The 22,862-nt window shown below is 44.5% G+C and carries 20 protein-coding genes; 8 read left to right on the top strand and 12 right to left on the bottom strand.

Going from position 1 to position 22,862, the window contains the following annotated elements:
- The first annotated feature begins 79 nt into the window (after positions 1 to 79).
- The 3 genes from GC096_RS10210 (at position 80) to GC096_RS10200 (ending at position 3,329) form a co-directional block, all read left to right on the top strand.
- The gene (locus GC096_RS10210; RefSeq protein WP_171630142.1) at positions 80 to 721 is read left to right on the top strand and encodes a DsbA family oxidoreductase; all 642 of its coding nucleotides are present in this window, start codon (positions 80 to 82) and stop codon (positions 719 to 721) included.
- 76 nt (positions 722 to 797) lie between these two features.
- Positions 798 to 2,891, top strand: coding sequence for an LTA synthase family protein (locus GC096_RS10205; protein ID WP_171630141.1), 2,094 nt, complete (start codon positions 798 to 800; stop codon positions 2,889 to 2,891).
- Between the two features lie 57 nt (positions 2,892 to 2,948).
- The gene (locus GC096_RS10200; RefSeq protein ID WP_171630140.1) at positions 2,949 to 3,329 is read left to right on the top strand and encodes a YmaF family protein; all 381 of its coding nucleotides are present in this window, start codon (positions 2,949 to 2,951) and stop codon (positions 3,327 to 3,329) included.
- Position 3,330: 1 nt separating this feature from the next.
- Here GC096_RS10200 and GC096_RS10195 read toward each other — a convergent pair whose 3' ends face one another.
- Together GC096_RS10195 and GC096_RS10190 are read right to left on the bottom strand one after the other, a co-directional pair.
- Positions 3,331 to 4,242: an aldose 1-epimerase gene (locus GC096_RS10195; RefSeq protein WP_246302683.1), complete on the bottom strand. Its 912-nt coding sequence runs from the start codon at positions 4,240 to 4,242 to the stop codon at positions 3,331 to 3,333.
- A gap of 82 nt (positions 4,243 to 4,324) precedes the next feature.
- Positions 4,325 to 5,245 (bottom strand): CPBP family intramembrane glutamic endopeptidase, encoded by a 921-nt coding sequence (locus GC096_RS10190; protein WP_171630138.1) that lies wholly within the window; start codon positions 5,243 to 5,245, stop codon positions 4,325 to 4,327.
- Positions 5,246 to 5,390: 145 nt separating this feature from the next.
- Here GC096_RS10190 and GC096_RS10185 point away from each other — a divergent pair, with 145 nt between their 5' ends.
- Together GC096_RS10185 and GC096_RS10180 are read left to right on the top strand one after the other, a co-directional pair.
- Positions 5,391 to 6,740 carry a sensor histidine kinase gene (locus GC096_RS10185; protein WP_171630137.1) on the top strand — a complete coding sequence of 450 codons (1,350 nt, stop codon included), beginning with the start codon at positions 5,391 to 5,393 and terminating at the stop codon, positions 6,738 to 6,740.
- A gap of 26 nt (positions 6,741 to 6,766) precedes the next feature.
- Positions 6,767 to 7,477, top strand: a complete 711-nt coding sequence (locus GC096_RS10180; protein WP_171630136.1) for a response regulator transcription factor — start codon at positions 6,767 to 6,769, stop codon at positions 7,475 to 7,477.
- 4 nt (positions 7,478 to 7,481) lie between these two features.
- On the opposite strand, the gene GC096_RS10175 is transcribed toward GC096_RS10180, so the two are convergent.
- Positions 7,482 to 8,327, bottom strand: coding sequence for a YitT family protein (locus GC096_RS10175; protein WP_376769488.1), 846 nt, complete (start codon positions 8,325 to 8,327; stop codon positions 7,482 to 7,484).
- A 229-nt stretch (positions 8,328 to 8,556) separates the two neighbouring features.
- Between GC096_RS10175 and GC096_RS10170 the strand changes: the two genes are divergently transcribed.
- Positions 8,557 to 10,674, top strand: a complete 2,118-nt coding sequence (locus GC096_RS10170; protein WP_171630134.1) for an LTA synthase family protein — start codon at positions 8,557 to 8,559, stop codon at positions 10,672 to 10,674.
- Between the two features lie 133 nt (positions 10,675 to 10,807).
- Here the strand turns inward: GC096_RS10170 and GC096_RS10165 are convergent, their stop codons facing one another.
- Together GC096_RS10165 and GC096_RS10160 are read right to left on the bottom strand one after the other, a co-directional pair.
- Positions 10,808 to 11,827: a Gfo/Idh/MocA family protein gene (locus GC096_RS10165; RefSeq protein WP_171630133.1), complete on the bottom strand. Its 1,020-nt coding sequence runs from the start codon at positions 11,825 to 11,827 to the stop codon at positions 10,808 to 10,810.
- A 32-nt stretch (positions 11,828 to 11,859) separates the two neighbouring features.
- Positions 11,860 to 12,630 (bottom strand): sugar phosphate isomerase/epimerase family protein, encoded by a 771-nt coding sequence (locus tag GC096_RS10160; protein WP_171630132.1) that lies wholly within the window; start codon positions 12,628 to 12,630, stop codon positions 11,860 to 11,862.
- A 131-nt stretch (positions 12,631 to 12,761) separates the two neighbouring features.
- Here GC096_RS10160 and GC096_RS10155 point away from each other — a divergent pair, with 131 nt between their 5' ends.
- On the top strand, positions 12,762 to 13,556 hold the full coding sequence (locus GC096_RS10155; RefSeq protein ID WP_171630131.1) for an AraC family transcriptional regulator: 795 nt from the start codon (positions 12,762 to 12,764) through the stop codon (positions 13,554 to 13,556).
- Between the two features lie 205 nt (positions 13,557 to 13,761).
- Positions 13,762 to 13,989, top strand: a complete 228-nt coding sequence (locus GC096_RS10150; protein ID WP_028554145.1) for a hypothetical protein — start codon at positions 13,762 to 13,764, stop codon at positions 13,987 to 13,989.
- 53 nt (positions 13,990 to 14,042) lie between these two features.
- Here GC096_RS10150 and GC096_RS10145 read toward each other — a convergent pair.
- The 7 genes from GC096_RS10145 to GC096_RS10115 form a co-directional block, all read right to left on the bottom strand.
- Positions 14,043 to 15,223, bottom strand: a protein-coding gene (locus tag GC096_RS10145) for an IS3 family transposase (RefSeq protein ID WP_376769487.1) whose coding sequence is annotated in 2 segments (ribosomal slippage) — positions 14,043 to 14,944 and positions 14,944 to 15,223 — 1,182 coding nt in all. Because the reading frame shifts where the segments join, the coding sequence is not laid out codon by codon here.
- A 112-nt stretch (positions 15,224 to 15,335) separates the two neighbouring features.
- Positions 15,336 to 15,848 (bottom strand): DinB family protein, encoded by a 513-nt coding sequence (locus GC096_RS10140; RefSeq protein WP_171630129.1) that lies wholly within the window; start codon positions 15,846 to 15,848, stop codon positions 15,336 to 15,338.
- 370 nt (positions 15,849 to 16,218) lie between these two features.
- Positions 16,219 to 18,414 carry an alpha-galactosidase gene (locus GC096_RS10135; protein ID WP_171630128.1) on the bottom strand — a complete coding sequence of 732 codons (2,196 nt, stop codon included), beginning with the start codon at positions 18,412 to 18,414 and terminating at the stop codon, positions 16,219 to 16,221.
- A gap of 152 nt (positions 18,415 to 18,566) precedes the next feature.
- The gene (locus tag GC096_RS10130; protein ID WP_028554142.1) at positions 18,567 to 18,854 is read right to left on the bottom strand and encodes a ferredoxin family protein; all 288 of its coding nucleotides are present in this window, start codon (positions 18,852 to 18,854) and stop codon (positions 18,567 to 18,569) included.
- Positions 18,851 to 20,161, bottom strand: a complete 1,311-nt coding sequence (locus GC096_RS10125; RefSeq protein WP_171630127.1) for an FAD-dependent oxidoreductase — start codon at positions 20,159 to 20,161, stop codon at positions 18,851 to 18,853. Before GC096_RS10125 ends, GC096_RS10130 begins: the two co-directional genes overlap by 4 nt.
- A complete protein-coding gene (locus tag GC096_RS10120) occupies positions 20,158 to 21,294 on the bottom strand; it encodes an electron transfer flavoprotein subunit alpha/FixB family protein (RefSeq protein WP_171630126.1) in 1,137 nt (378 codons plus the stop codon). Before GC096_RS10120 ends, GC096_RS10125 begins: the two co-directional genes overlap by 4 nt.
- 24 nt (positions 21,295 to 21,318) lie before the next feature.
- A complete protein-coding gene (locus tag GC096_RS10115; RefSeq protein WP_171630125.1) occupies positions 21,319 to 22,152 on the bottom strand; it encodes an electron transfer flavoprotein subunit beta/FixA family protein in 834 nt (277 codons plus the stop codon).
- Between the last annotated feature and the right edge of the window lie 710 nt (positions 22,153 to 22,862).

The raw sequence follows: 22,862 nt of genomic DNA, 5'->3' as shown, positions 1-22,862 counted from the left end.
TGTTTCATGGTGACATTTATCATCTTTGGGTTATAATGTTGAATGGAGCTAAAGCAATGATTGAAGGAGTTTATTCGAGATGATAATAGAGATATTTCAAGATCTAGTATGTCCTTGGTGCCGCATCGGGAAGAAGAATTTGATGGATGCGCTGGAAGATTTTACAGCAGAACCTGTTGAGCTGCACTATCGTGCGTATCAACTTGATCCTTCGACACCCGTGGAAGGTGCAGATTTTGCGACACTTATGCGTACTAAATTTCGTGCTGATGAAAGCAAACTGCAAGCCATGCACCAACAAGTGACTCAGGCTGGACAGGCATCAGGTTTGCATTTTGATTTTGGGCAAATCACGAAAATGCCAAATACGTTAAAAGCGCACCAGCTCATTGCGATCGCACCTGAAGAAGTCAGACAGCAGCTTGTTGACGATTTGTTCAAAGCTTATTTTGAGGATGGAAAAGATATTGGTCACATCGATATTCTACTTGAAGCTGCAAGTCTGCATGGCATGGATCCGCATCAAACTCGTATTCAACTTTCTGCTAAAGAAGGTCTGGAGCAGGTTGAAGATGACCTTGCTTTTGCCAGGCAAGCCGGTGTAACAGGTGTACCCTTTTTCGTAATAAATCGTAAGTATGCGTTAACAGGTGCTCAACCCGCAGCTACGTTTCTGCAGGCGTTAGAGCAAATTAGTGCAGAGGGTTCGGACGAAACATGATCTAAAGTTCACTATCGCCCGGCATCTCCACGTGGAGAGTCGGGTTTTTATAAGCTGATAACTAGGAGTTTTACGAATGACTACTTTACTTAAGGCACTCAAGCAGCTGCCTACTCGCGCAATGATTTTTATACTTCCTTTTGTATTGATGTGCATGGTTGAATTTTTGGAGAGGGGTACTTATAAGGAATTCCATCATTGGATGACGACGTATCCTTTGGCCATGGTGCTTGCTTATTTCGTTGTTGGATCTTTGTATTTGTTTCTTATCGCTATTACTGGTCGTTCTAGGCTGTCGTTTTGGCTCCTTTGTGCCATTTTGTTGCCCCTTGGGGCGATTAGCGGTAGTAAGTTAAAGGCTATTGGCGCACCTTATTATCCATGGGATCTTTATTTTAACAACCAGCTTATGGAGTATAGGAAGTTTTTGAGCGAATATTTTAATAATCGTATTGTTGGTTATACCTTGCTGTTTATCGTTATTGTTGCTTGTCTGTTTCACCTCATTTTACGCAATCGCAAAATGAAGTTTCATTGGATCGAACGCAGTGTTTACGGTCTAATCGCTGTTGTAATCGCAATTAGTTTATACGCGGATAAGCCCCTTTCGTTTACAAAACTATATGGGGTTTACACGGTTCCTTGGGACCAAACGATTACCTATGATGAAAATGGTTATTTGTATGCTACAGTTCAGATGCTTAACTTTTTACATGTAGCGAAACCAGATGGTTATAGTAAGAAAGCAATTACGTCTCTTCTGGATCAAATCTCAGAAAAACCAGCTATAAATGACAAAAAACCAAATATTATCGTTTTGCTAGGAGAGTCCTTTTTTGATCCGACGATCATGAAAAACGTCACTTTTAGCCGTGATCCGATTCCGCATTTGCATGAGTTACAAAAAAAATTCACTGGCGGCAAGATGTTATCTCCTCAATTCGGGGGTAGTACTGCAAATGTTGAATTTGAGGTTTTATCAGGGAACTCGATGCGTTTTTTCGGAAAATCACCCGATAAAATCATTCCATATATTGAATATATGAATCACGGTGTCGACTCCTTAGCAAGCATTACGACAAGACAAGGATACACGGCAACCGCGATTAATCCATTCTTCAGTTATTTCTTTGATAGCAGAAAAGTGTATAAGCATTTCGGGTTTTCCCGATTTATCTCAAGTGAATATTTCCCGAATGATTTCTCAGGACCCAATTATGCGGATCATGCTGTTGTGAACAAAATTATTGAGGAAACCGAAAAAAGTGCTGGGCCTGATTTTATTTTTGCTAATACGATGGAAAATCACCATCCTTACCCTCCTAATAAATTCAATAAAAATACGATTCAGGTTACTGGTGATATTTCAGCAGAGTCGAAAAGTATTCTAGAAACTTATGCACAAGGCATTACAGCTACGGATCAGGCTCTGCAATCTTTGGTTGATTATTATTCGAAAAAGTCAGATCCGACGATTATTTTGTTCTTCGGGGACCATTTCCCTTTCTTTGAGGAAGATTATAAAGTATATCGTGATGCCAAATATGTGTTGCCTAATGACCCCGATTTGTATACGAAGACACATTACACGCCTTTTGTCATTTGGAATAACTTCGTACCTGCTGATCAAGAGAAGCTGAATTTATCTTCAAGTCCTTCTTTTTTGGGGCCGATGCTGCTGCATTTGGCAGGTGTAAAGGGAAGTTACTACACGGATTATTTATATGATTTATCCAAGAAAATACCTGTCATTCCTCCGCAAGACATGTGGTCGGCATTTAACATTAAGGAGAGCGATCTCACTGGTTATGAGAAGCTGCAGTATGATAATCTTTTCGGGGGCAGGTACGGTTATGAAGCTAAAGGCTACAAAGATACGATTGTCCAACCCACATATACGTTAGGATACGGTGATCCTATCATTTCAAAGGTCACGGTAGCAGACAACAAAATTAAAGTAACGGGTTCACCATTTTTCTCATCCTGTAATGTGTATATTGATGGGCAGGAAGTTAAATCTAATTTCGATGGAAAAGATACGCTGTACGTTGATATCTCATCTAATCCTGTGATTGAACTAGGTAAGTCGCAACAAGTTGAAGTGCGTGTTTATGATGATAAAAAGATGAAAATCGGTCAATCCAATCTTTATCCATTGCCATCGTCATGACAAAAGCCCCCTATGAATAGGATGAAGGATATCCTACTCATAGGGGGCTTTCGCGTGATGAGGAGCATTCCACCAGCTCACGTTCATTTCTTCACAACGGTAACTTCAGAAGAATTAGGTCATCATCATCTATTGCGACTGTACACTTTCAATGTAAACGGTACTTCTTATGACCAACATGTCCATCAATATCAAGGTATTTCAGGGATAAAATACGGTCATTATCATACTTATTATGGCGTTACTGGCCCGCCAATTGCTGTAGAGAACGGAGCCCATATTCATTTACTGCAAGGTGTTCTGGACCCTAATCTATATAACACTGGAAGGCGAGGTGCGCTTGCAAAATCCGCTCAAATGGAAGGGATCATTGTAGAGCTCCATCAACATGCCTATCAAGGTTATTCCTCAATAGGGTTCGGATATGAACCTTGGTAGATTACTTCGTTTCAATATGAATCGCCCAATTGAAAGTAAAAGTCTCACCTGGCTCCAAGCTTTGTGCACCTGAGATTTCAGCAGGATAGGATTCATTGAACACGTTCATGATACTCGTGTACGGTTCAAGTGACACTGCGTTGCTCCATGGTGCTGTGAATAAAACGTGAATTGGGAATTTGTCCCCCATTTCAAAGATAAGTTTCGTATTGCGAGCCTCATACGCAATCTCGCATACTTGTGCCCCAGGCGCGATGCTAAGCATCTGTGAACCGCCAGGATATCCTGGCAGCGACGAGACCTTCTCGCCGCTCTGTAAGGCCGCTGTGAGCGCTGTCGGCACAGGTTCGCCTGCCGCAAACCCACCCGCGGACAGCGGCCATTCTGCCGCCGCGGGAATGGTTACCCGCACGCGGTCGGCTTCGCCCTCCGCGAACGCGAAGTACGGGTGAAAGCCAAGTGACAGCGGCATGGTATTGCCGCCTCGGTTGGCGATTTCACCGCTGAGCGACAGCGTACCGTCCTGCAGACGGTACGTAAAGCGGAAGCATGCGGCGTGTGGGAAATACGCCAGCATGTCCGGTGTCTCCGCGATGTCAAACTCCGCGGAGACGTAAGCCCCGCCAGCAGCGTCTGCGCCGCTGGCAACGACCTTCCACGGCCGCTCGCGCAGCTGGCCGTGGGCGTGATCAGGCTCCCGATTCGCCGGGAGCCGGTATTCGCGGCCGCCGAAGGTGAAGGCCGCAGCTCTTACGCGCCCCGGCGGGAACAGAATGGGCACGCCGTAGCGCGAGGAATTGTCGCGAAGCTCCGACAAGTCGTCGGGCTTCGCGATGTAGCTGTGGTTCCGCACATCGAAGCGGAACAGGTGTAGACCGACGGCTGGAATGATTTCGGCCACCGCCTCATTCATGTGGTCGACGAGTTTGAGCGTCGACTCCCCTTCCCATTCACTATGTATAACTTCATACTGGCTCACAGATGAATCCCCCTTATTAAATGTTGTCTTTCAATATTGGTTGCTTTGTGTAGCTAAAACGATTTCGGGTTTGATAATAGTTATAAATCATTATGATGCCGAGTACAAGAATAAAGCTCGTAATTAAACTTCCTTCTGCCCCAAAAGCTCCTCCAGACAGGAAAATAGTACCTTGCGTTTCTGTCGTAATGAATGACGACATTGGAATCCCTGAAACATCAAAACCGAATACACACCCCTGCATGAAATTCCACGCCAAGTGCAGTCCTATGGGCATCCATAAACTACCTGACAACTCACGACATATTCCCATTAATAGGCCTGCCAATAGGATATTAATAAAAGGTAACGCCGTCGTCCACATCCCTGGATTAAAGCTATGCAGTAAGGCGAATACAAGCGTCGATACCCCTACAGCTATTTTCGGCCCAAAGTGATTTTTCACAAGACCTTGTAAATACCCGCGCGCAAATAGTTCTTCGTTGATCGCTACCCCAATAAAGAGAAGAAAGCTCCCGCCTATCGCATATCCCTTCGATAAACTCCACTCCACTTGGATAATATCGATGCCTCCGAATAGCCATATCACTATGCTGCTAAGGGTTATCAGCACGGCCCCCCAGAGGAAACCTTCTCCGAACCGACGGCCGAACTGAACCGTTTGCAGCCCTAATTTCCATCCCTTTTTACGCTCAAATATATAAAAGCCCAAACAAACACCACTAATGAAACCCACAATCTGTGCCCATAATGAGGCTTTAATAAAAAAGGGATTACTCGTAACAGCTTCCATACTCACGATAAGATCAGGATTTAACCTCACGGCAAGTACAGCAGCAGCTATAGATAAAATGACCGTGATGACGATGATGAAAATGAGGGTTAGCAGTACTTTACCCACAATCTGGAGGATTGGAAATGATCTTCTCTTCTTCACTTCGATATCGCTTCACTCCTTTCGTTTATCAACAATTCGAGAATGTAGGCCCAATTCCTCCCATTTATTAGAAAGGAAACTCTTGTGCAAACGATTACGTCATGCCACAATAGGACTATCTATTGTCTTGATTGAGGGGGAACGTATGCTTTTTGTCCTATTTGCCCTTTGGTTCATCGCATCAGGACTACTCATTGTAGATCCCGGTTCACGTACCATGCGCTGGATGAGCGCAGTGGCTTTTACAGGCGGTTCTGGCGCATTAGCAGCAGTCATTTCCGCGGATATCATCCCCTATTTTCAGGTCACATCACCAAATCCATCACTAAGTGCATTCTTTTATCGTGTGATGAGCATCTGCTCCTTGCTTTCCTATTATGGCTTACCCTACGCTTTTGCGATGCTATCCTTAGCCTATCATTCCACTTGGCAGAAGCCGCTCTTGCGTACATGGTTACCGCTTATATTGCTAGTGCCGCCTATTGCTTGTCTGATCTTATTGCCAGGGTATACCGAAGAAATGCCCATAGAATTTCGCGTAGTCGCGACCTGGGCCTTCCCATACATCCTTATAGGTACCTTACTGATTGCACTCAAAAAAGAACATCTCCCAGCCATGAGGCGAACACACTTGTTCACCTGCCTAGCACTATTTCCGCCTATGCTTTGCGTTGGCGTGCTCAATTATGTCATGCCCAGCTTCGGGTTCTATCGATTGTGGATCTATCATGTATGGATTTTGGCCTTTGTGGTCCCTTTTTTTGTATTTACGTTTTTCAAATACGGATTTCTTGGTATCCGGCTGCTCATTGAGCGCCGTAAATTGGATTCCACGCTACGTGCCATTACGTCTGGTACGGCCATTCTTAACCATGCCATCAAAAATGATGTAGGAAAAATGCGCTTATTTCTGGAGAAGATGAACCAGCACGCAGTAGACACAGGGCAAACCGAGCTTATACAGGACATTCATGTCGTCATGAACGCCTCCAGGCATATTCAGGATATGATTAGCCGTGTACATGAACAAACACAGGAACTGCCTCTCCGCATTTCACAGGTTGACGTAGTTCAGTTGCTTCAAGATGTGCTAGAGCCCCTAGAAGTCTATTTAGGAAAGATCCAAGTACATGTTGAGTTGCCTGATCGGCTCGAACTTCAGCTTGATCAGATCCAAGTCACTGAAACATTAACGAACATTCTCATGAATGCCATTGAAGCGATGAGCAGCGGCGGGGAGCTTTTTATTAAAGCTTTTTCAAACAAAAAAAATATAGTACTTGAAATAAAAGATACAGGCATGGGAATGGAGAAATCCGTCCTCAAGCAAGCTGTAGAACCTTTCTATACGACAAAAAGCGGCAATCGGAATAACTTTGGTCTTGGCCTAGCTTATTGCTATAGCGTCATGAAAAAACACGGTGGTAGTTTGGAAATTAGCAGTGAACCCGGTAAAGGTACAAGTGTCTATCTGACATTTCCGGGACAGCGTTAGACTTGCAGAGGAGAGGAAGTATCGGAATGGATTCAATTCGCATACTCATCGTGGAAGATGATCTAGACTGGCTGCGCGGCCTGAAGGATTATTTGAATCGTCAAGGAGATATGACTGTCGTAGATAGCCGATCTACAGCAGAAGAAGCTCAAGTGTTATTTGGGAATGCCACACCTTCCGCTGATGTCGTACTTATGGATATTATGCTTCAAAATGAACCCGCGGGCATAAGTCTTGCGGAGCAAGCCTTCTTATCTTGGGGAGCCAAAGTCATCATGTTAACCTCGATGGAGGAAAAGGATTTCATTTTCCGTTCCTTTCAGGCAGGGGCAATCGATTATCAAATTAAGTCGCGTTTCGAGGAGCTCCCAGGCATTATTCGGGCGGCGCATGCGCGCCAGTCCGCGATTAATGCAGCTGTTTCTGAGCAGATGCGCGAGGAATTCCGTAGACTTAAACGGCTGGAGCAGCAATTCAAGATCAAAGAAGTGAGGGATCTCATCACCCCAACAGAACTTCAAGTTCTTGATATGATCGATCAAGGCCATACGCAGACGGAAATTGCGAACCGCTTCTTCATTTCATTACGAACAGTGAAAATTCATGTTGGGCATATTTTGAAAAAGCTCGGAAGCCCGAGCAGCAAGGATGCTGCTCAGCAGCTAAGAGATTTAGGCATTTTCGAGCGAGGTTCTTCACAAAAGGATAATGAAATCAAGAAGGAGCAATCCGATTAGTGGTTTAGTGGATATCTTTCTTCTTGAATCTTCCGCCTTTGACATCGTGGATATTGCCAACTGCAAGAAATGCTTTGGGGTCAAGTCCATCCACGATGGATTTCAACTTGGCTTCTTCCAACCGTGTAATCACACAGAAGATGACTTTCTTGTTATCTCCAGAGAATCCGCCTTCACCTTCTAAATAGGTGACGCCGCGTCCTAAGCGATCCATGATAGCACCGCCTATTTCTCTAAAATGGTCACTAATAATCCATACCGACTTCGACTCATCGAACCCTTCAATGGTAACATCAATCATTTTATAAGCGATAAAATAAGCGATTAACGAGTACATGGCACGGTCCCACGAATAAACAAACCCTGCACTTCCAAGAATGAATAAGTTGAAAAACATAACGATCTCGCCGACCGAGAAAGGAATCTTTTTCGAAACGAGTATCGCAACGATTTCTGTACCATCTAATGATCCCCCGAAACGAATAACCATTCCTACGCCAATACCAAGAATGATCCCGCCAAATACTGCGGCTAGCAACGGATCGTTCGTAAGTTCTTTCACAGGATGAAGCAGGGCTGTACCTGCTGACATAACTAAAATAGCAAAGAGTGTAGATAAAGCGAAAGTTTTACCAATCAATTTATAACCGATGAATAAGAAAGGGATATTTAATAATGTCAAGAACACACCTATGGGACCTTGGGTCAAATACGATAAAATGATCGAAATTCCCGTAATGCCTCCATCAATAATTCGATTAGGCACTAAAAAAATTTCTAACCCAACAGACATTAAAACGGCACCGATGAATAAGAATAATCCACGTCGAAAAAACGCACTTTTTGTCATTTTCCGATGTTGTAGCTGCATAATTGCTTCTCTTTTTAGTTGCATTTGTTCTTTAGCCATACGTGATCCCCTCCTAACTTATATCCTCTTTATAAGTATTCTTGATATAGCCACGATTTTCCTGCAATCAATCTATTTTTCATAGAGATACCATCGAATAATGTCGAAAGGCATGGTATAATATCAGGTATTCAAAGGACTTTTAACTTATTTTTGTACAGGAGAATCTATGAAACAACACATTGAACGATTGTTATTGGTAATTCGGCCAAGACTACCACTTTTACTTCTTGGACTAATCCCTGTTCTGATCATGGAAATCTTGAGCCGTGGGAACTACACTGAAATGATGTCTTGGAGCTTCAAGCATTTTATAGAGCTTCTTTTCAACGAATGGATCGTAGTAAGTCTACTATTGTTATTCGTTGCCATCATAGGACGTACTCGAATCGCGTATTGGGTGATTGCCGGTTTCCTCATTATTTTGGCCCTTATTAGTGGCGTAAAGCTCAAAATTCTAGGCGTGCCTTTGACGCCATGGGATTTAGTCGTAGCTGGCGAAGCCTCGGATATGGTGAAATATTTATCCAACATTTTGACTTTTAATGTCTTATCTGTCATTCTCCTGTTCCTTGTTGGCAGTTATTTCATCCTCTACCGTACAACCATGTTTATTAAAAAAGTAGCCTTAAAAGAACGTGCAATTCTAGCTGGAATTGGTTTAGTTATGTTTCTAGCTGTTTATACGGATCTGCCTCTGCCTGTTCAGAAGTGGTTTGGCATCGAAGCCGCAGTTTGGAATCAGGTGCAGAACACCAAAACAAACGGATATGCGCTTGCTACAGTACTGAATACCAAAGAAATGTTCTCAAACAGCCAAGAAGGTTATAATGATAAAGCCGTTGAAGCTATCGTGAATGCATCTCCGACGCCACCGGTTAAAGCAGGAGATTCCAACACCAAACCAATTAAACCTAATGTTATTGTTATTTTAAGTGAAGCTTTCTGGGATCCAACCCTTATCCCCGGCGCGAAGTTCGACAAAGATCCGATTCCTTTCTTCCATAAACTACAGAAGACTGGAACGAGCGGAACGATGCTTTCACCTCAGTATGGCGGTGGAACAGCCAATGTGGAATTCGAAGTTCTTACAGGAAACTCTATGCGCTTCTTACCACAAGGTTCCATTGCCTATAATCAATATATTTCAAATGAAGTCGATTCATTAGCGAGTATTTATGCACGTCAAGGTTATACTTCGACTGCGATTAGCCCTTTTTATAATTGGTATTTTAATAGTAATAAAATCTATCAAGATTTCGGCTTTTCCAAATATATTCCGATTGAATATTTCAAACCGACATACTCTGGTCCTTACATCGCGGATAGCGAAGTTGCTGCTAATATTATTCATGCAACTGAGCAAAGTGCAGGCTCTGATTTCGTGTTTGCAAACACAATGGAAAATCATTTTCATTTCTACCCTGGCAAATTCCCGAAAAATACGTTTAACGTAACAGGCAACTTCTCCGCCTCTTCGGTTGGTATGCTTGAAACCCTTGCTCAAGGTATTAATGGGTCAGACAATATGTTGAAGGAACTAGTGGAATACTACGAGAAAAAAGGCGAGCCTACAATTATTGCATTCTGGGGTGATCATTTGCCTGCGCTTGGTGATGATTACGCAACGTATATTGACACGAAATATATTAGCGGTAAAAATGATCCTGATTTCTTGAAAAAAATGTACAGTGTCCCACTAGTTGTATGGAATAATTTCGATACCGAGCGAAAAGACAATTTGAATATTAGCCCTTCCTTCTTGGGTCCATATTTAATCGAATTATCGAAGCAACAAGGTAATTATTATACAAATTTCTTAACGGATTTGGCTAAAAAGTATCCAGTCATCCCGCCTAAAGACCATTTTGCTGAAATGAACATTAAAGAAGATGATTTGAAAAATTACGAAACTTTGCAATATGATATTCTTTTTGGTGATCGACACGCTTACAAGAACTATTTAACACCGATCATCGATCCGAAGTACATGCTCGGTTTCGGTCCAATTAGCTTAGATAAAGTGGAAGCCGACTCACAAGATATATCAGGTCGCACGAATTTAACACTCACTGTCTCCGGTAATAATCTTCCCCCTCTGGGTTACGTAACTTTGAACGGGAAAGCCATTCCTACGACTTGGAAAGACGAGCACACGGTTACCGCATCAGTGGAAGGAACTTTACTTAAAACAGGACTTTGGGATATCCAAGTACAGGTTAAAGACTCCAAAGAAACGATTGTCGGTAAATCGAATTCGGTTTCCATCGATATCGGCGGACGTTAAAAAAAATTATTGTCAGTCCCTAATTCTCACTTTGAGAATTGGGGGCTTTTTTTTCTTAACTTGCTGCTGAAAATTAGTAAGAGCTCACCCCTTCATGGGATGAGCTCTTCTTGCTAACTATATAAATTATCAATTATAGATTAATGATTTTACCAGTCGCTTCGGATTCGAATGCTGCCAGAATCACTTTCAATGCTTGGTAACCCTCTTCGCCAGAAATGCGAGGCGGTTTGTTATCTAGAATACTAGTAACGAACTCGCTGATAACTCCGCTTGATGTTTGTTTCTCATTAGTTGCTACTTGACCTACTTTGTAACGCTCAATTGTACCATTACGAAGCTCAACGATTACTTGATCGTTAGGGTCTGTATCAATCTTGATAACACCATTCTCACACCATAGAACTGTGGAGTTGTCTTGACCCTTGTAGTAAGTCCAGCTTGCTACTAGGGAACCTGTAGCGCCGCTTCTCATACGAAGTAAGCAAGTCGCATTATCATCGACGTCTGTACCCTCTTTGTGAAGCGTACCAACGAATGCTGCTACCTGTGCAACTTCATCAGCAAGTAACCAACGGATAAGATCTGACTTGTGTACGCCTAGATCGCCCATAGCGCCCATAATGGCTTCTTCCTTACGGAAGAACCAGCTCTCACGACCATCAATGCTCCAGCCCTCAGGACCTGGATGACCGAAAGATGTACGGAATGTAAGAACTTTCCCAAGTTTACCTGACTCCAAGATTTCTTTCGCTTTCACATGTGGAGGCATTAGACGTTGGTTGTGACCAACCATCAAGAATACGCCGTTTTTCTTCGCAGCTTCAATCATCGCTTCGGATTCAGCAGCTGTAGTAGCCATTGGCTTCTCAACTAGCACATGCGCGCCAGCGTTAGCCGCGGCAATGGAGATTTCAGCATGAAGATAGTTCGGTGTACATACGCTAACCGCATCAACTTTCTCAGCTTTCAACATATCTACATAGTTGCTATAAGCTTTACCGCCATGCAATTCAGCGTAGTGCTGTGCTCTTTCAATGATGGGATCAACAAATGCAACTAGCTCAACGTTTGAATTGTTTGCGTATTCTGGGATATGTCTATGTTTGGAAATGGAACCACAGCCAATGACGGCTACTTTAATTTTACTCATGTGATAAATGCTCCTTCAATTATAAGAATAAATTAGTTATGAACGTTTAAATAATGCTCTTTAACCCAGTTAAAGCTGTTTTCGATACTAGTTAAAGGTGCCTTCTGGCAGTTATCTTGTTCTACGACAAGCCACTCTACACCAGCTTGCTCGGCAGCAACGATAACTTTATCTAGAGGAACATCGCCTAAGCCTAGCTCCAAGGTAACTAGTTTACCGTCAGCATCCTTCGTGAAATCTTTGAAATGCACCAATGGAAGACGTCCTGCATATTTGGCAATGTAAGCTAGTGGGTCTTGACCTGCGAATTGTACCCAACATACGTCCATTTCGACTTTAATAGCATCGTTATTCGCATACATCGCGTCAAAAACGAACTCATCTTCCACTTTGTAATGGAATTCGAAGTCATGGTTGTGATAAAGGAATTGCAAACCTTGTTTTTGCGTCTCAACCGCTAATGCCTGGCACTCAGCGATTAGAGCTTTCCATTGATCAACGGATTCGCGCTCTTCTGCACCAACATACGGACAAATAGCATAGGTTGCACCGATTGTTTTCAAATAATCGATCTCGCCTTGGAAATTATCACGGAATCTTTGCAAGCTGATATGGCTTCCGAAACATTTCAATCCAAGCTCATCTAGCAAACCTTTAAGCTTATCTGCAGGCATGTCATAATAGCCAGCAAACTCAACACCTTCATATCCTAACTTCGCAACATGGCGAAGTGTACCTTCCATATCACGTGCCATATCATCTCTCAATGTGTACAATTGAAGTCCAATTCCTAAACGTCCCATTTGTTCTCCTCTTTTCTCATAGTGAAATCATAAATAGTAATCTTGGCCTAAGTATAATCGAGATTAGCCTATTATGACCATTCACGATATAATTAAAACATCTCTTATTTGGCTACGAAAGGCGAAATGACATGGAAGCTGAACTAGTAACTTGCGGGTATTCTTTTCATATGGATCCATTTTATAGTAATAGCAAATCAGGACTACTTTATTATCTTTTTCGATTACAGACAGAAGGCAGTTGTGAAGCCCTTGTTGATGGTCGTATGATCCCGATAGAAGCAGGTCATCTGCTTTTGTTCAAGCCCGGCGATCCTTATGAGTTGCGAATCGAAAAAGCGAAGACGCAGCCTGATCAGAAAATCGCCAGCGGCGATTACTACTTATTTTGCAAAGGTGATTGGATTGATGCATGGTGGAAACGCAACAACAAACCCACTTGCATGCGCATTGACCTCGACCCCAGATTGATCTCACTATGGCGGCAATTAAGCTTAGAGAAGCGCAGAATGGAAGAAGAGAATCCCGAGCTAAGCGGTTATTTGCTCCAAGCACTGTGCCTTTATCTTGAACGTGCGGCCACAGAAACGGTACAGGGTCGCCCTTTCACTGGCACTCGCATGAAACGATTCATTGAGGCACATGCTACTGCCGCGTTCAAAATTGAAGATGTCGCAGATCATGTAGGACTCAGTATCTCCCGAGCTGTTCATTTGTTCAAAGAATATTTTGGTAAAACTATGATCCAATATGCCACAGAAGTACGCCTATCCAGCGCGGTCGAGCGTATGCATGATAGCTCCATGTCCTTAGAACAAATTGCTCTAAGCTGTGGATTTGGCTCTTACCCTTACTTTCATCGCGCATTTAAACAACGTTTCGGTACCTCACCCAAAGCCTATCGACAAAACATGCAGTACACTTAAACCTATCCATTTAAAATAAATTCACACAATATTCAATTTTCCTAACCAATATATGAAACAATTTCAGCTCCTAAATCGTATTATCTATATACGAAAATACATAGCAATCTCTTATTTGTCTTAAAATTGTAAAACTATTTTAAGGTTCTATTAATAATAATCCGATATGCTAGTACTATATCCAATTCTTAGGATGGTGGAACTCATGAAAATGTTTATAACGATTCATAACAAACCTGTACCCGTATACTCCGATGAGAAAAATAAAAAGAAGTTCAATTTACTGAAGTCAGCACTTGAGGCCAAAGTTACCAAAGGAAGAGCAACACTCAAGAAATGTCTGGATTCTATCATTAGCATCGAGATTGTCGGGTGCGAAGCGATTCTTCACTCACTGAATGAACGAGACTCGTTAGCACTATCACTTTACTAAAAAAAAGCCTGAAATCCTGGTCATACCCCTGTCAAGTAGACAGATGAAAAAAGCTATGCTGCCAACGCGCATCGATACTCTATCGGTGCGCGTTTTTTTAATTTTAATTGAAACCGCTGGTAGTTATAGAAATAAATATAATCTTCCACAGCTTGATGAATTTCATCGCCTGAATTACACTGCCCAAGATACAACTTCTCTGTCTTGAGATGCGAAAAAAAGGATTCGATGCATGCGTTATCCAGGCAGGTTGCTTTGCGAGAGTGGCTGCCTTTGACGCCGAATGCTTCTAATCGCGTGTTGTACGCCTGAGACGTATACTGGAAGCCTTGATCCGAATGGAGCACGGCTTCCGCTACGTCTCTTTTTCTTATCCACTGTTCAATCGTATTCATTACCAGTTCTACATCGTTTCGTTCAGATAATTGCCAAACGACAATTTCATTGTTAAATAGATCTTGGATAACAGACAGATAATAGAACTTCGAACCATCTGAAATGTATGTAATATCTGTAACCATTTTCTGCTGAGGTGCTGTAGCGTGAAACTTGCGTTTTAAACGATTTGGATACACGACAGAAGGCGTGTAATTGGACACGTTACGCTTCCTTCGAATAATCGACTGGATACCTAGTACCTTCATGAGTCGCCAAACTTTCTTGTGATTGACGATATAACCAACCTCACATAAATCGTTCATCATGCGCGGATACCCGTAGTAAGGGTGTGCCATATGGATGGCCATCATATGCTCTTTAATCTCATGATCCCGATCTTGTCTGGCATCACGCTGAGGCTGCGTGGCCCGCCATTTGTAATAGCTGGCTCTTGGTATTTCTGCAATGGCTAACAGGCGTGTAATGCCGTGCACAGCTCGAAGTTCATCGACTATTTCATAGATATCTCGCTGACTTGGAGCTTCTCCTTTACTAGATTTGGATACCGCTTTTTTAAGTAATCTACCTGCGCTTTCAGGTAATCCCGTTCTTCTTCTACCGTATTGAAGCTCGTGCGAGGACGTCCTTTAAGAGGGCTAGGAGTCTTCACTGCACGTTCGTCAAAGGCCTCACCTTTCATCCATTTCTTCACCCACACCTTCAGTTGGGTACAGCTTCTGATTCCTAGCCTTTCAGCGACAATCTTGTAGCTAGAAGAACCCTCAATGAATTCCTGAACCGCAGCTAACTTAAATTCCTCCGTGTATTGATTAAATGTTTGTCCTTTTTTAGCCATAGAAAAATCCCCTCCAAGTTGTACTCATTTCCTTATGGTACCATAAGGTTTTTTTTGAGTGTCTACTTAAAGGGGATATTACCATCCATCCGTGGATTTCAGGTTTTTTTACTTATAAGTACTTTTGCTCTACGATGTTAAGATGATGCTTTGCATGACCTGCGATCACGTAGGCAATCGCGCGGGCAGAAATAGCGAACGTATTCGCTGTCCCAACGCGTGTCCACGCTATTTCAGTGATGGTAGGCAACAACGCTAACGTAGCTTGTCTCACCGCTTGGAAATCCTTCACCAAATCCGTTAAAAGGACCTCGTCGAACACCGCATTCGCAATGAAAATATCTTGATCAAAGCCAGGTAAATCCGTCGTGTCTCCGCGAGCTATTCGCAGTAATCGATAGCTCATAATGCGCTCTGTATCCGTGATATGAGCCAGTACTTCCTTCAAACTCCACTTCCCTGGTGCATAGCGAGATAAAGCCTGTTCCTCTGTTAACTGTGAAAATAGGGATACGAGTGCCTTTTCTTGACTGTTCAAGATGGATACATAGTCCCCATCGGGCACCAACCCGATATAACCCGTATAGTAGGATGAATATTCGTCATGACTTGGTCGTTGCAGCATGTTAGAATTGTCTCCCTTCACTTATATGATGGTTTGAATCTATCTATCATATCGCAAAATTCCCGAAAAATGAATCTTCTTCAAGTTTGAGTTCTACGGAACCAATTTCATGCCAATCCAGTGAACTCCAACCTCGCCTCTCCTATTTCGCTGAAACAGTTTTCTGAGATATCTACAAGAGTATCTATGTGCCGCAGTTGAACTACATCCAACTTAATTTCTTCACGTTCCCCCAATTTAATAATTGTTGTTGTAGATATGACAGAAAATTATTATTGCTGAGTTAATCTCTGAGCAAAACACCCGATATGCGTAAAAAACCCCATTTTCCCAAAAAAAGGGAAATGGGGGTTACGCATTATCTTATATATTACTGCTGTTTAGCATTCAGCAGCCAGATTTTGCTCTGGAAGTCGGTATGCAATCCGACGACAGGAATACCGGCGTATAGCAGATGGTCGCCGGGGAAGAGCCCTTCTGAGCCTTCGATTTGATAATCGAAGGCAGGGTTGAGTCCTTTTAAGCGTAACGTCTTCAACGGCGCATATGGTTCTGCAAGCACGCGGATGAACACAACCATGGCTTGTGTCTTGTCCTCGGAGACAATCATCCACGCGGTGTCGTTCCCCTCGAACGGGCTCAACAGGCGATACATATCGCCAAACTGAACAAGCGGTCGAAGTTGTTTATAGTCGGCAACCTGACGTTTGACGAGCTCCTTCTCTTCTTCCGTGAACTTCGTCAGATCAAGCTCATAGCCGAAGTTACCTGACATGGCTACATGACCGCGGGTTTCCAAGGACGACATGCGATGTACTTGATGATTAGGTACAGCAGATACATGCGATCCCATGGAACTAACAGGGTACACGATACTCGTACCATATTGAATTTTCAAACGGCATACGGCATCCGTATTATCGCTCGTCCACGTTTGTGGCATGTAATACAGAATACCTGGATCGAAACGCCCACCGCCGCCGGAGCAGCTTTCAAACAAGATATGCGGGTATTCAGTAGTAATGGTTTCCATTACGCGATACAAGCCAAGCATATAGCGATGTGCTGTCTCTCTTTGACGTTCAGGCGGCAAGGCCGCGGAGCCAATTTCGGTCATATTCCGATTCATATCCCATTTGACATACGTGATTGGAGCACTGCTTAGAATATTACGCAGCATGGACATCACGCCTTCACAAACCTCTTCGCGTGAAAAATCAAGAATCAGTTGCCCACGACCTTCCGTGCGGCGACGATCTGGTACATGAAGACACCAATCTGGGTGTTTGCGATACAAATCACTCTCTGGCGACACCATTTCAGGCTCAAACCATAAACCGAATTCCAATCCTAGCTTGTTCACTCGCTCTACCAAATCTTCAAGTCCATTCGGAAGCTTCGCCTTATCGACAACCCAGTCCCCGAGTGAAGTCGTGTCATCATTTCGTTTTCCAAACCAACCATCATCCAATACGAAAAGCTCAATACCAAGCTCTTTTCCGGCACGAGCGATACTCTCTATTTTATCTGCATTAAAATCGAAATACGTCGCTTCCCAGTTGTTGACGAGGACAGGTCGTACACGATCACGGAATTCACCGCGGCACAGTCGCGTACGGTATAAGCGGTGATAAGATCTGGACATCTCACCAATCCCCTGACCGGAATACACCATAACAGCCTCAGGTGTTTGGAACTGTTGTCCTGGCACTAGCAGCCAGCTGAAATCAAAAGGATTAATCCCGATGGACACACGTGCTGTTGCAAAAGGATCCACTTCCGCGTGTGCCGCAAAGTTACCGCTGTACACGAGGTTAAAACCATATACATCACCGTAGTCTTCATTGGCATCTTTGGCAAGTAAAGCCACAAACGGGTTATGTGAGTGACTGCTTGATCCACGTCGGCTTTCAACGGTTAATTTACCTGGAGCCAAGGCTCTTCTTTCAATATGACGCTCACGAGCCCAACTCCCTGAAAGCTGCAACAAATCCCAATCAGCATGGGAAAAGTCTACGCTCATACTTAATGCTCGCAAAAGCTTAAGATCAGCAGGTCCTTCATTAATGAAACGAACAGAACGCGTAATAGCCGCATGATTGGCGAAAATCGTGTAGGACAGAATTGCACGCAAGCCAGCAACTTTGTCAACAAGCTCTATTTCTAGCGTTTCAGCTTCATGATCCGCTTCTACATACGTAGATGGTAAGCCATCCAGTACTGGCTTCCCTTGAACGATACGATGCTTGTCATAGACAAGCTCAGTAATCGTCGAACCGTTAGGTTGCGAAACTTGATACGCCGGCTCCCGGAAATCGCTTGTCCCATATGCAGGGTATTCCTGTGGGAGTGTATCAAAAGAGATCGTTCTATTACCCTTAACCGGATTCGGGCTAAAAGAAGCTCGTTCCTTATATTGAATCACCGTACCGAGTTGACCAGATCGAATAGAGCGGCCCCAGTACACGTGGGCTGGATAGGAACCATTAATAAGCTGAATCACATAGCTCATCTGATTATTTTGCAAATGGAATATACCTTGTACAGGTTCATAAGAAATCGACATTATAAATCCCTCCTATTCTCTATTATCGTGTCCTGAAAGAAACAAAACTATGGAGAAACTACACCTACATATGGAGGAATGTCGTTTTTTCGCAAAAAATAGAACCAAGACCTCCAATCGGTCTCGGCTCTATTTTCATCAATATTACTCAATTAGCCGTACTTATACGTCATCCCATGCCCACCCTTAGGATACACCCAATCGATGTTATAAGAAGGACACGCTATGCGGCACGTACCACATTCAATACAATTTTCGAATGCGACAGTCGTGATCTTAAGCTTTTTTTCCCACTCATACACATCGGAAGGACAGAAATAATTGCAGTCCTTTGTCACACAATTCAAGCAGGTTTGTTTATCTTTAATGACAAGGTGGGATTTATCATCGCATTTGTAACGAATGGTGAACAGTTTATCTGAAATATCACTTTGGCTCATCCGTTCATCGCCCTCCATCCCTTATAGCCCAGCTTCATCAAGTTTACCGTACCGCCAGCGGCATTTTTGATGAGCTTCATGGCCATTCTTTGCTTTTCGGCTTTCGTAATCCCATCCACGAGGAACATATTGTAAGCAGCTTCGTTTACAGCACGTGGCAGTCGATCGAATAATAACTCAGGATCCTGCTCTTTCAAAAATTGGTGCATTCCCTTGTACTTCTGTAGATCCTTGTGTACAAAAGATTCTTTGATTTTATTATCGTAGAGATGCATCGTTGGGGCTGTAAAATCCCCGCGTGCTTTCGCTTCAATAATCGTCTCCCCTGCCAAACGGCCCGAAGTCATAGCGAGATTAGTCCCCTCCCGGTGGATAAAGTTAATCAACTGCGCGGCATCTCCACAGACACACCAGCCATCACCAGATAGGGTTGGGATTGAATGAAAGCCCCCTTCTGGAATAAGATGACCAGAATATTCCTTAGTCTCCCCGCCTTGAATCAACTTCCGAATCATGGGATGCTGTTTAACCGCGTCAAGTACAGCGTATGGCTTCACCTTTTTATCCCGCAAATGGTTGACCATCACACCGACCCCTAACGAGATCGTTTCTTTATTCGTGTATAGAAAGCCCATACCCGCCATACCGAGCGACGTTTCGCCCATAAATTCGATGGTGACACCTTCGTCCCCCTCAAGCCCAAAGCGATCCTCAATCTTCTCTCGTGGCAGTGCAATAACCTCTTTGACCGCTAAAGACACCTCATCCGGCATCCATTCCTTATGAATCCCCATGGCCTTACCGAGCAAAGAGTTAACGCCATCAGCAATGACGACAACATCCGCATATAAATCGCCATCATCTCGGTCAGTTCTCACCCCAACAACCTTGTTACCTTCCCGAATCACGTCTAATGCCACCGTTTCATAAATCGGAATGGCACCTGCCGCTACAGCTTTTTCAGCGAACCATTGATCGAATTTAACCCGCAGACCCGTGAAGCAATTGTAAGGCTCTTTGTAAGCCTCATTACGATGACCGAACGTGACCATGGACTCTTTGCCCATCATCCAAATTCGCTGTTCAACAATGTAGCGCTCCATCGGAAAGTTCTTTTCTGTCCAAAACTCAGGAACAAGCTCCTCGATTTGCTTACGATAGAGGACACCGCCAAAAATATTCTTAGCGCCTGGAAACTCACCTCTTTCGAGCAGTACAACCGATAAACCCGCTCTGGCCATCGTTAACGCTGCAGCCGCTCCAGCGGGACCACCGCCAACGACGATCGCGTCGAATTTTTCATTCATTTTGCTTCACTCCTTTCTCGGGCGAAGGCCGCCTCTGACTGCGTCTGTGTCGTGTTTATGGAGGCATCAGCCACCCGATGCTCAGTGCCGAAAAGCGTACGTCGTTTCCTGAATTCCTCTGTAATCGCAGGAACAATTTTGAATAAATCCCCAACAAGACCGTAATGGGCAAATTGGAAAATAGGCGCTTTCTCGTCTTTGTTGATCGCAACGACGACGTCGGCATGACTCATCCCGACCGTATGCTGCACGGCGCCAGAGATGCCGATGGCGAAATAAAGTTTCGGTCGCACCGTGGCGCCTGTCTGCCCCACCTGATGCTCGTGGCTGATCCAGCCCGCATCAACGGCAGCGCGTGACGCGCCAACGACACCGCCGAGCGCGTCCGCTAGCTCGGCGAGCAGCTTGAAAGCATCGGGCCCGCCAAGTCCGCGGCCCCCAGCAACGATAATCTCGCAATCCTCGAGATTCAGCTTTCCTGTTTCGCGCAGGAAGTCGAGCACCTGCGCGTCAATCTCTTCTTCCCGCATCGTAGCTTCGATACGAATGATCTCGCCTTGGCGCTCCGCGTCTTTCGGCAGCGCTTGAAATACACCGGCGCGCGCTGTCGCCATCTGCGGCCGGTACTGCTTGCAGAGGATGGTGGCCATCATCTTCTCGGAAAAAGCCGGCCGGCTGGCCAGCAACAGCCGCGACGGCGGCGGCTCCACGTCGAGCTGCGTCGTGTCGGCCGTCAGCCCCGTCGGCAGGTGTGTTGCAATCGCACCTGCTAGGTCGCGACCTGTCGCCGTCGCGCCGAACAGCACGATCTCAGGCTTCGCTTCGTCGATCAGCTTCAAGCAGACCCGGCTATATGGCCGGGTCCTATAGTTGCGAAGCTCCGCGGCTTCGCAAAGGTAAACCCGATCCGCGCCGTAGGCCACGGCTTCATCAGCGAGATGTGCGACATTCTCGCCGATGACGAGCGCCACGAGCGGCGCTTCCAGCTTTTCTGCCAGCTTTTTGCCTTCGCCTAGCAGCTGCCAGGACACCTTTTTCGCGATGCCCTCGCGCTGCTCAACAACGATCAAAACCCCACGATATGCCGACCAGTCCGGCATCGATGGATCTATCTGCTCTGTTTCTCTTGCCATCGTGTCATCCTCCGTTCCTAACTTTTAAGCCAAATCTAATAGGCTCTGCATGTCCTTCGTCAATATCTTGTCGGCCAGCTGAGCTGCGCCAGTTTCTGGACTATCGAAAGTGATCATTTGCGTTTTAACCGCTTTGATCTCGGGTACCCATGTTTTGGCAACAATCGTTGGCGAGCCTTTGAGTCCAATCTTTGCCCGCTCCAAATCTGGAAAATCTGCTGTAGTCCATACGGTAGGCTTATATCTAGCCGCTCGAATCATGCCCGGCAATGATGCTCGTCGCACTTTATTCAGCTCTTTCAATGCGGTGATCAGTACTGGCATGCTTGTCTCAACCACTTCAATGCCATCCTCCAGCAAACGGTGAACGCGCACTTTGCGTTTTTCTTCATCGACCTTTACCACTTTATTGACATAGGTAAGTTGTTCCAAATCCAATCGGCAGGCTACGCCTGGGCCAACTTGTCCGGTATCACCATCTAACGTTTGTTTTCCACAAAATACGATATCCACCGGCCCCCAAGTTTCCGCAATTTTGCGAATTGTTCGAGCAACAACGTACGAGGTCGCTAGCGTATCCGCTCCAGCAAAACCACGATCCGTCACCAACACGGCGTCATCGGCGCCTAAAGAAATACATTCCTTGAGTCCTTTTTCTGCGGGTGGCGGTCCCATCGTAACAACTGTAATGCGCGCACCTTGCTCATCTTTAATGCGCAACGCTTCTTCCAAACCATGCATATCGTAGAAATTCACAATACTGGGAACGCCTTGACGAATGAGCGTATTATTCTTGGGATCAATGCGAATTTCTCTAGAATCCGGTACTTGTTTAATACAGACGACAATATGCAGCATCTCTGCACCCTCCTATTTCTGCGGGGAAGTGGCTTGCATGTTTTGAGATCAGGCCTTGGAGGGCCTGTCATCATTGTGAATTTTGTCACGTAAATGTCGATGCGTAATCGCTTTCAGCTCATTCTGCGACCTTTCGAACAAGCATGTGGATAAGAATCTAACACAGTATATGCGCGAAGATAAGGAACTTGACTAAACCGTTGAAAAAATTCAGTTACTTACTCTCATTCGACGGACTATCTCACAAAAAGGCATTTTCTGTGATATCTACAAGTGAAATGCAAATCCGCCGTAATGACTGCAATTCAGCACACGAATGGGTTGTTCAACTCAATCATCACGAGCTCCATTCGAAGGCCTATTTCACTGAAAGTCATTTTCTGTGATATCTACAAGAGTCATGTAAATAATTGAAAAACTAGCTCCCCCCCTCGCGCTTTTAAAAACCATAACGTTCTCTCCAAAGCAGGCTTCTAGATCCAATTTATTTATTGTAGATACCACAGAAAATCATTTTTCCCGATAGATTAGGGGGGAGCACCGTGAGGTGAGCTAGGATGAGTGGATTTTGTTGAGGGTGTGGTGTGCGTGGCGTATTTGGGCGGCTCGATGTGTTTGAGTGCTTGGAATGCTAGGGTGCTGGGGAGTGACTTCGGGTGCTTGGAGTGCTTGGGATGCTTGGGGTGCTTAGGGTGCTTGGGGTGCTTGGG

Origin of the sequence: Paenibacillus plantarum, from assembly GCF_013141695.1 — a bacterium.
Taxonomy (GTDB): Bacteria; Bacillota; Bacilli; order Paenibacillales; family NBRC-103111; genus Paenibacillus_E; species Paenibacillus_E plantarum.
This window is presented reverse-complemented; position numbering and strand designations above follow the sequence as displayed.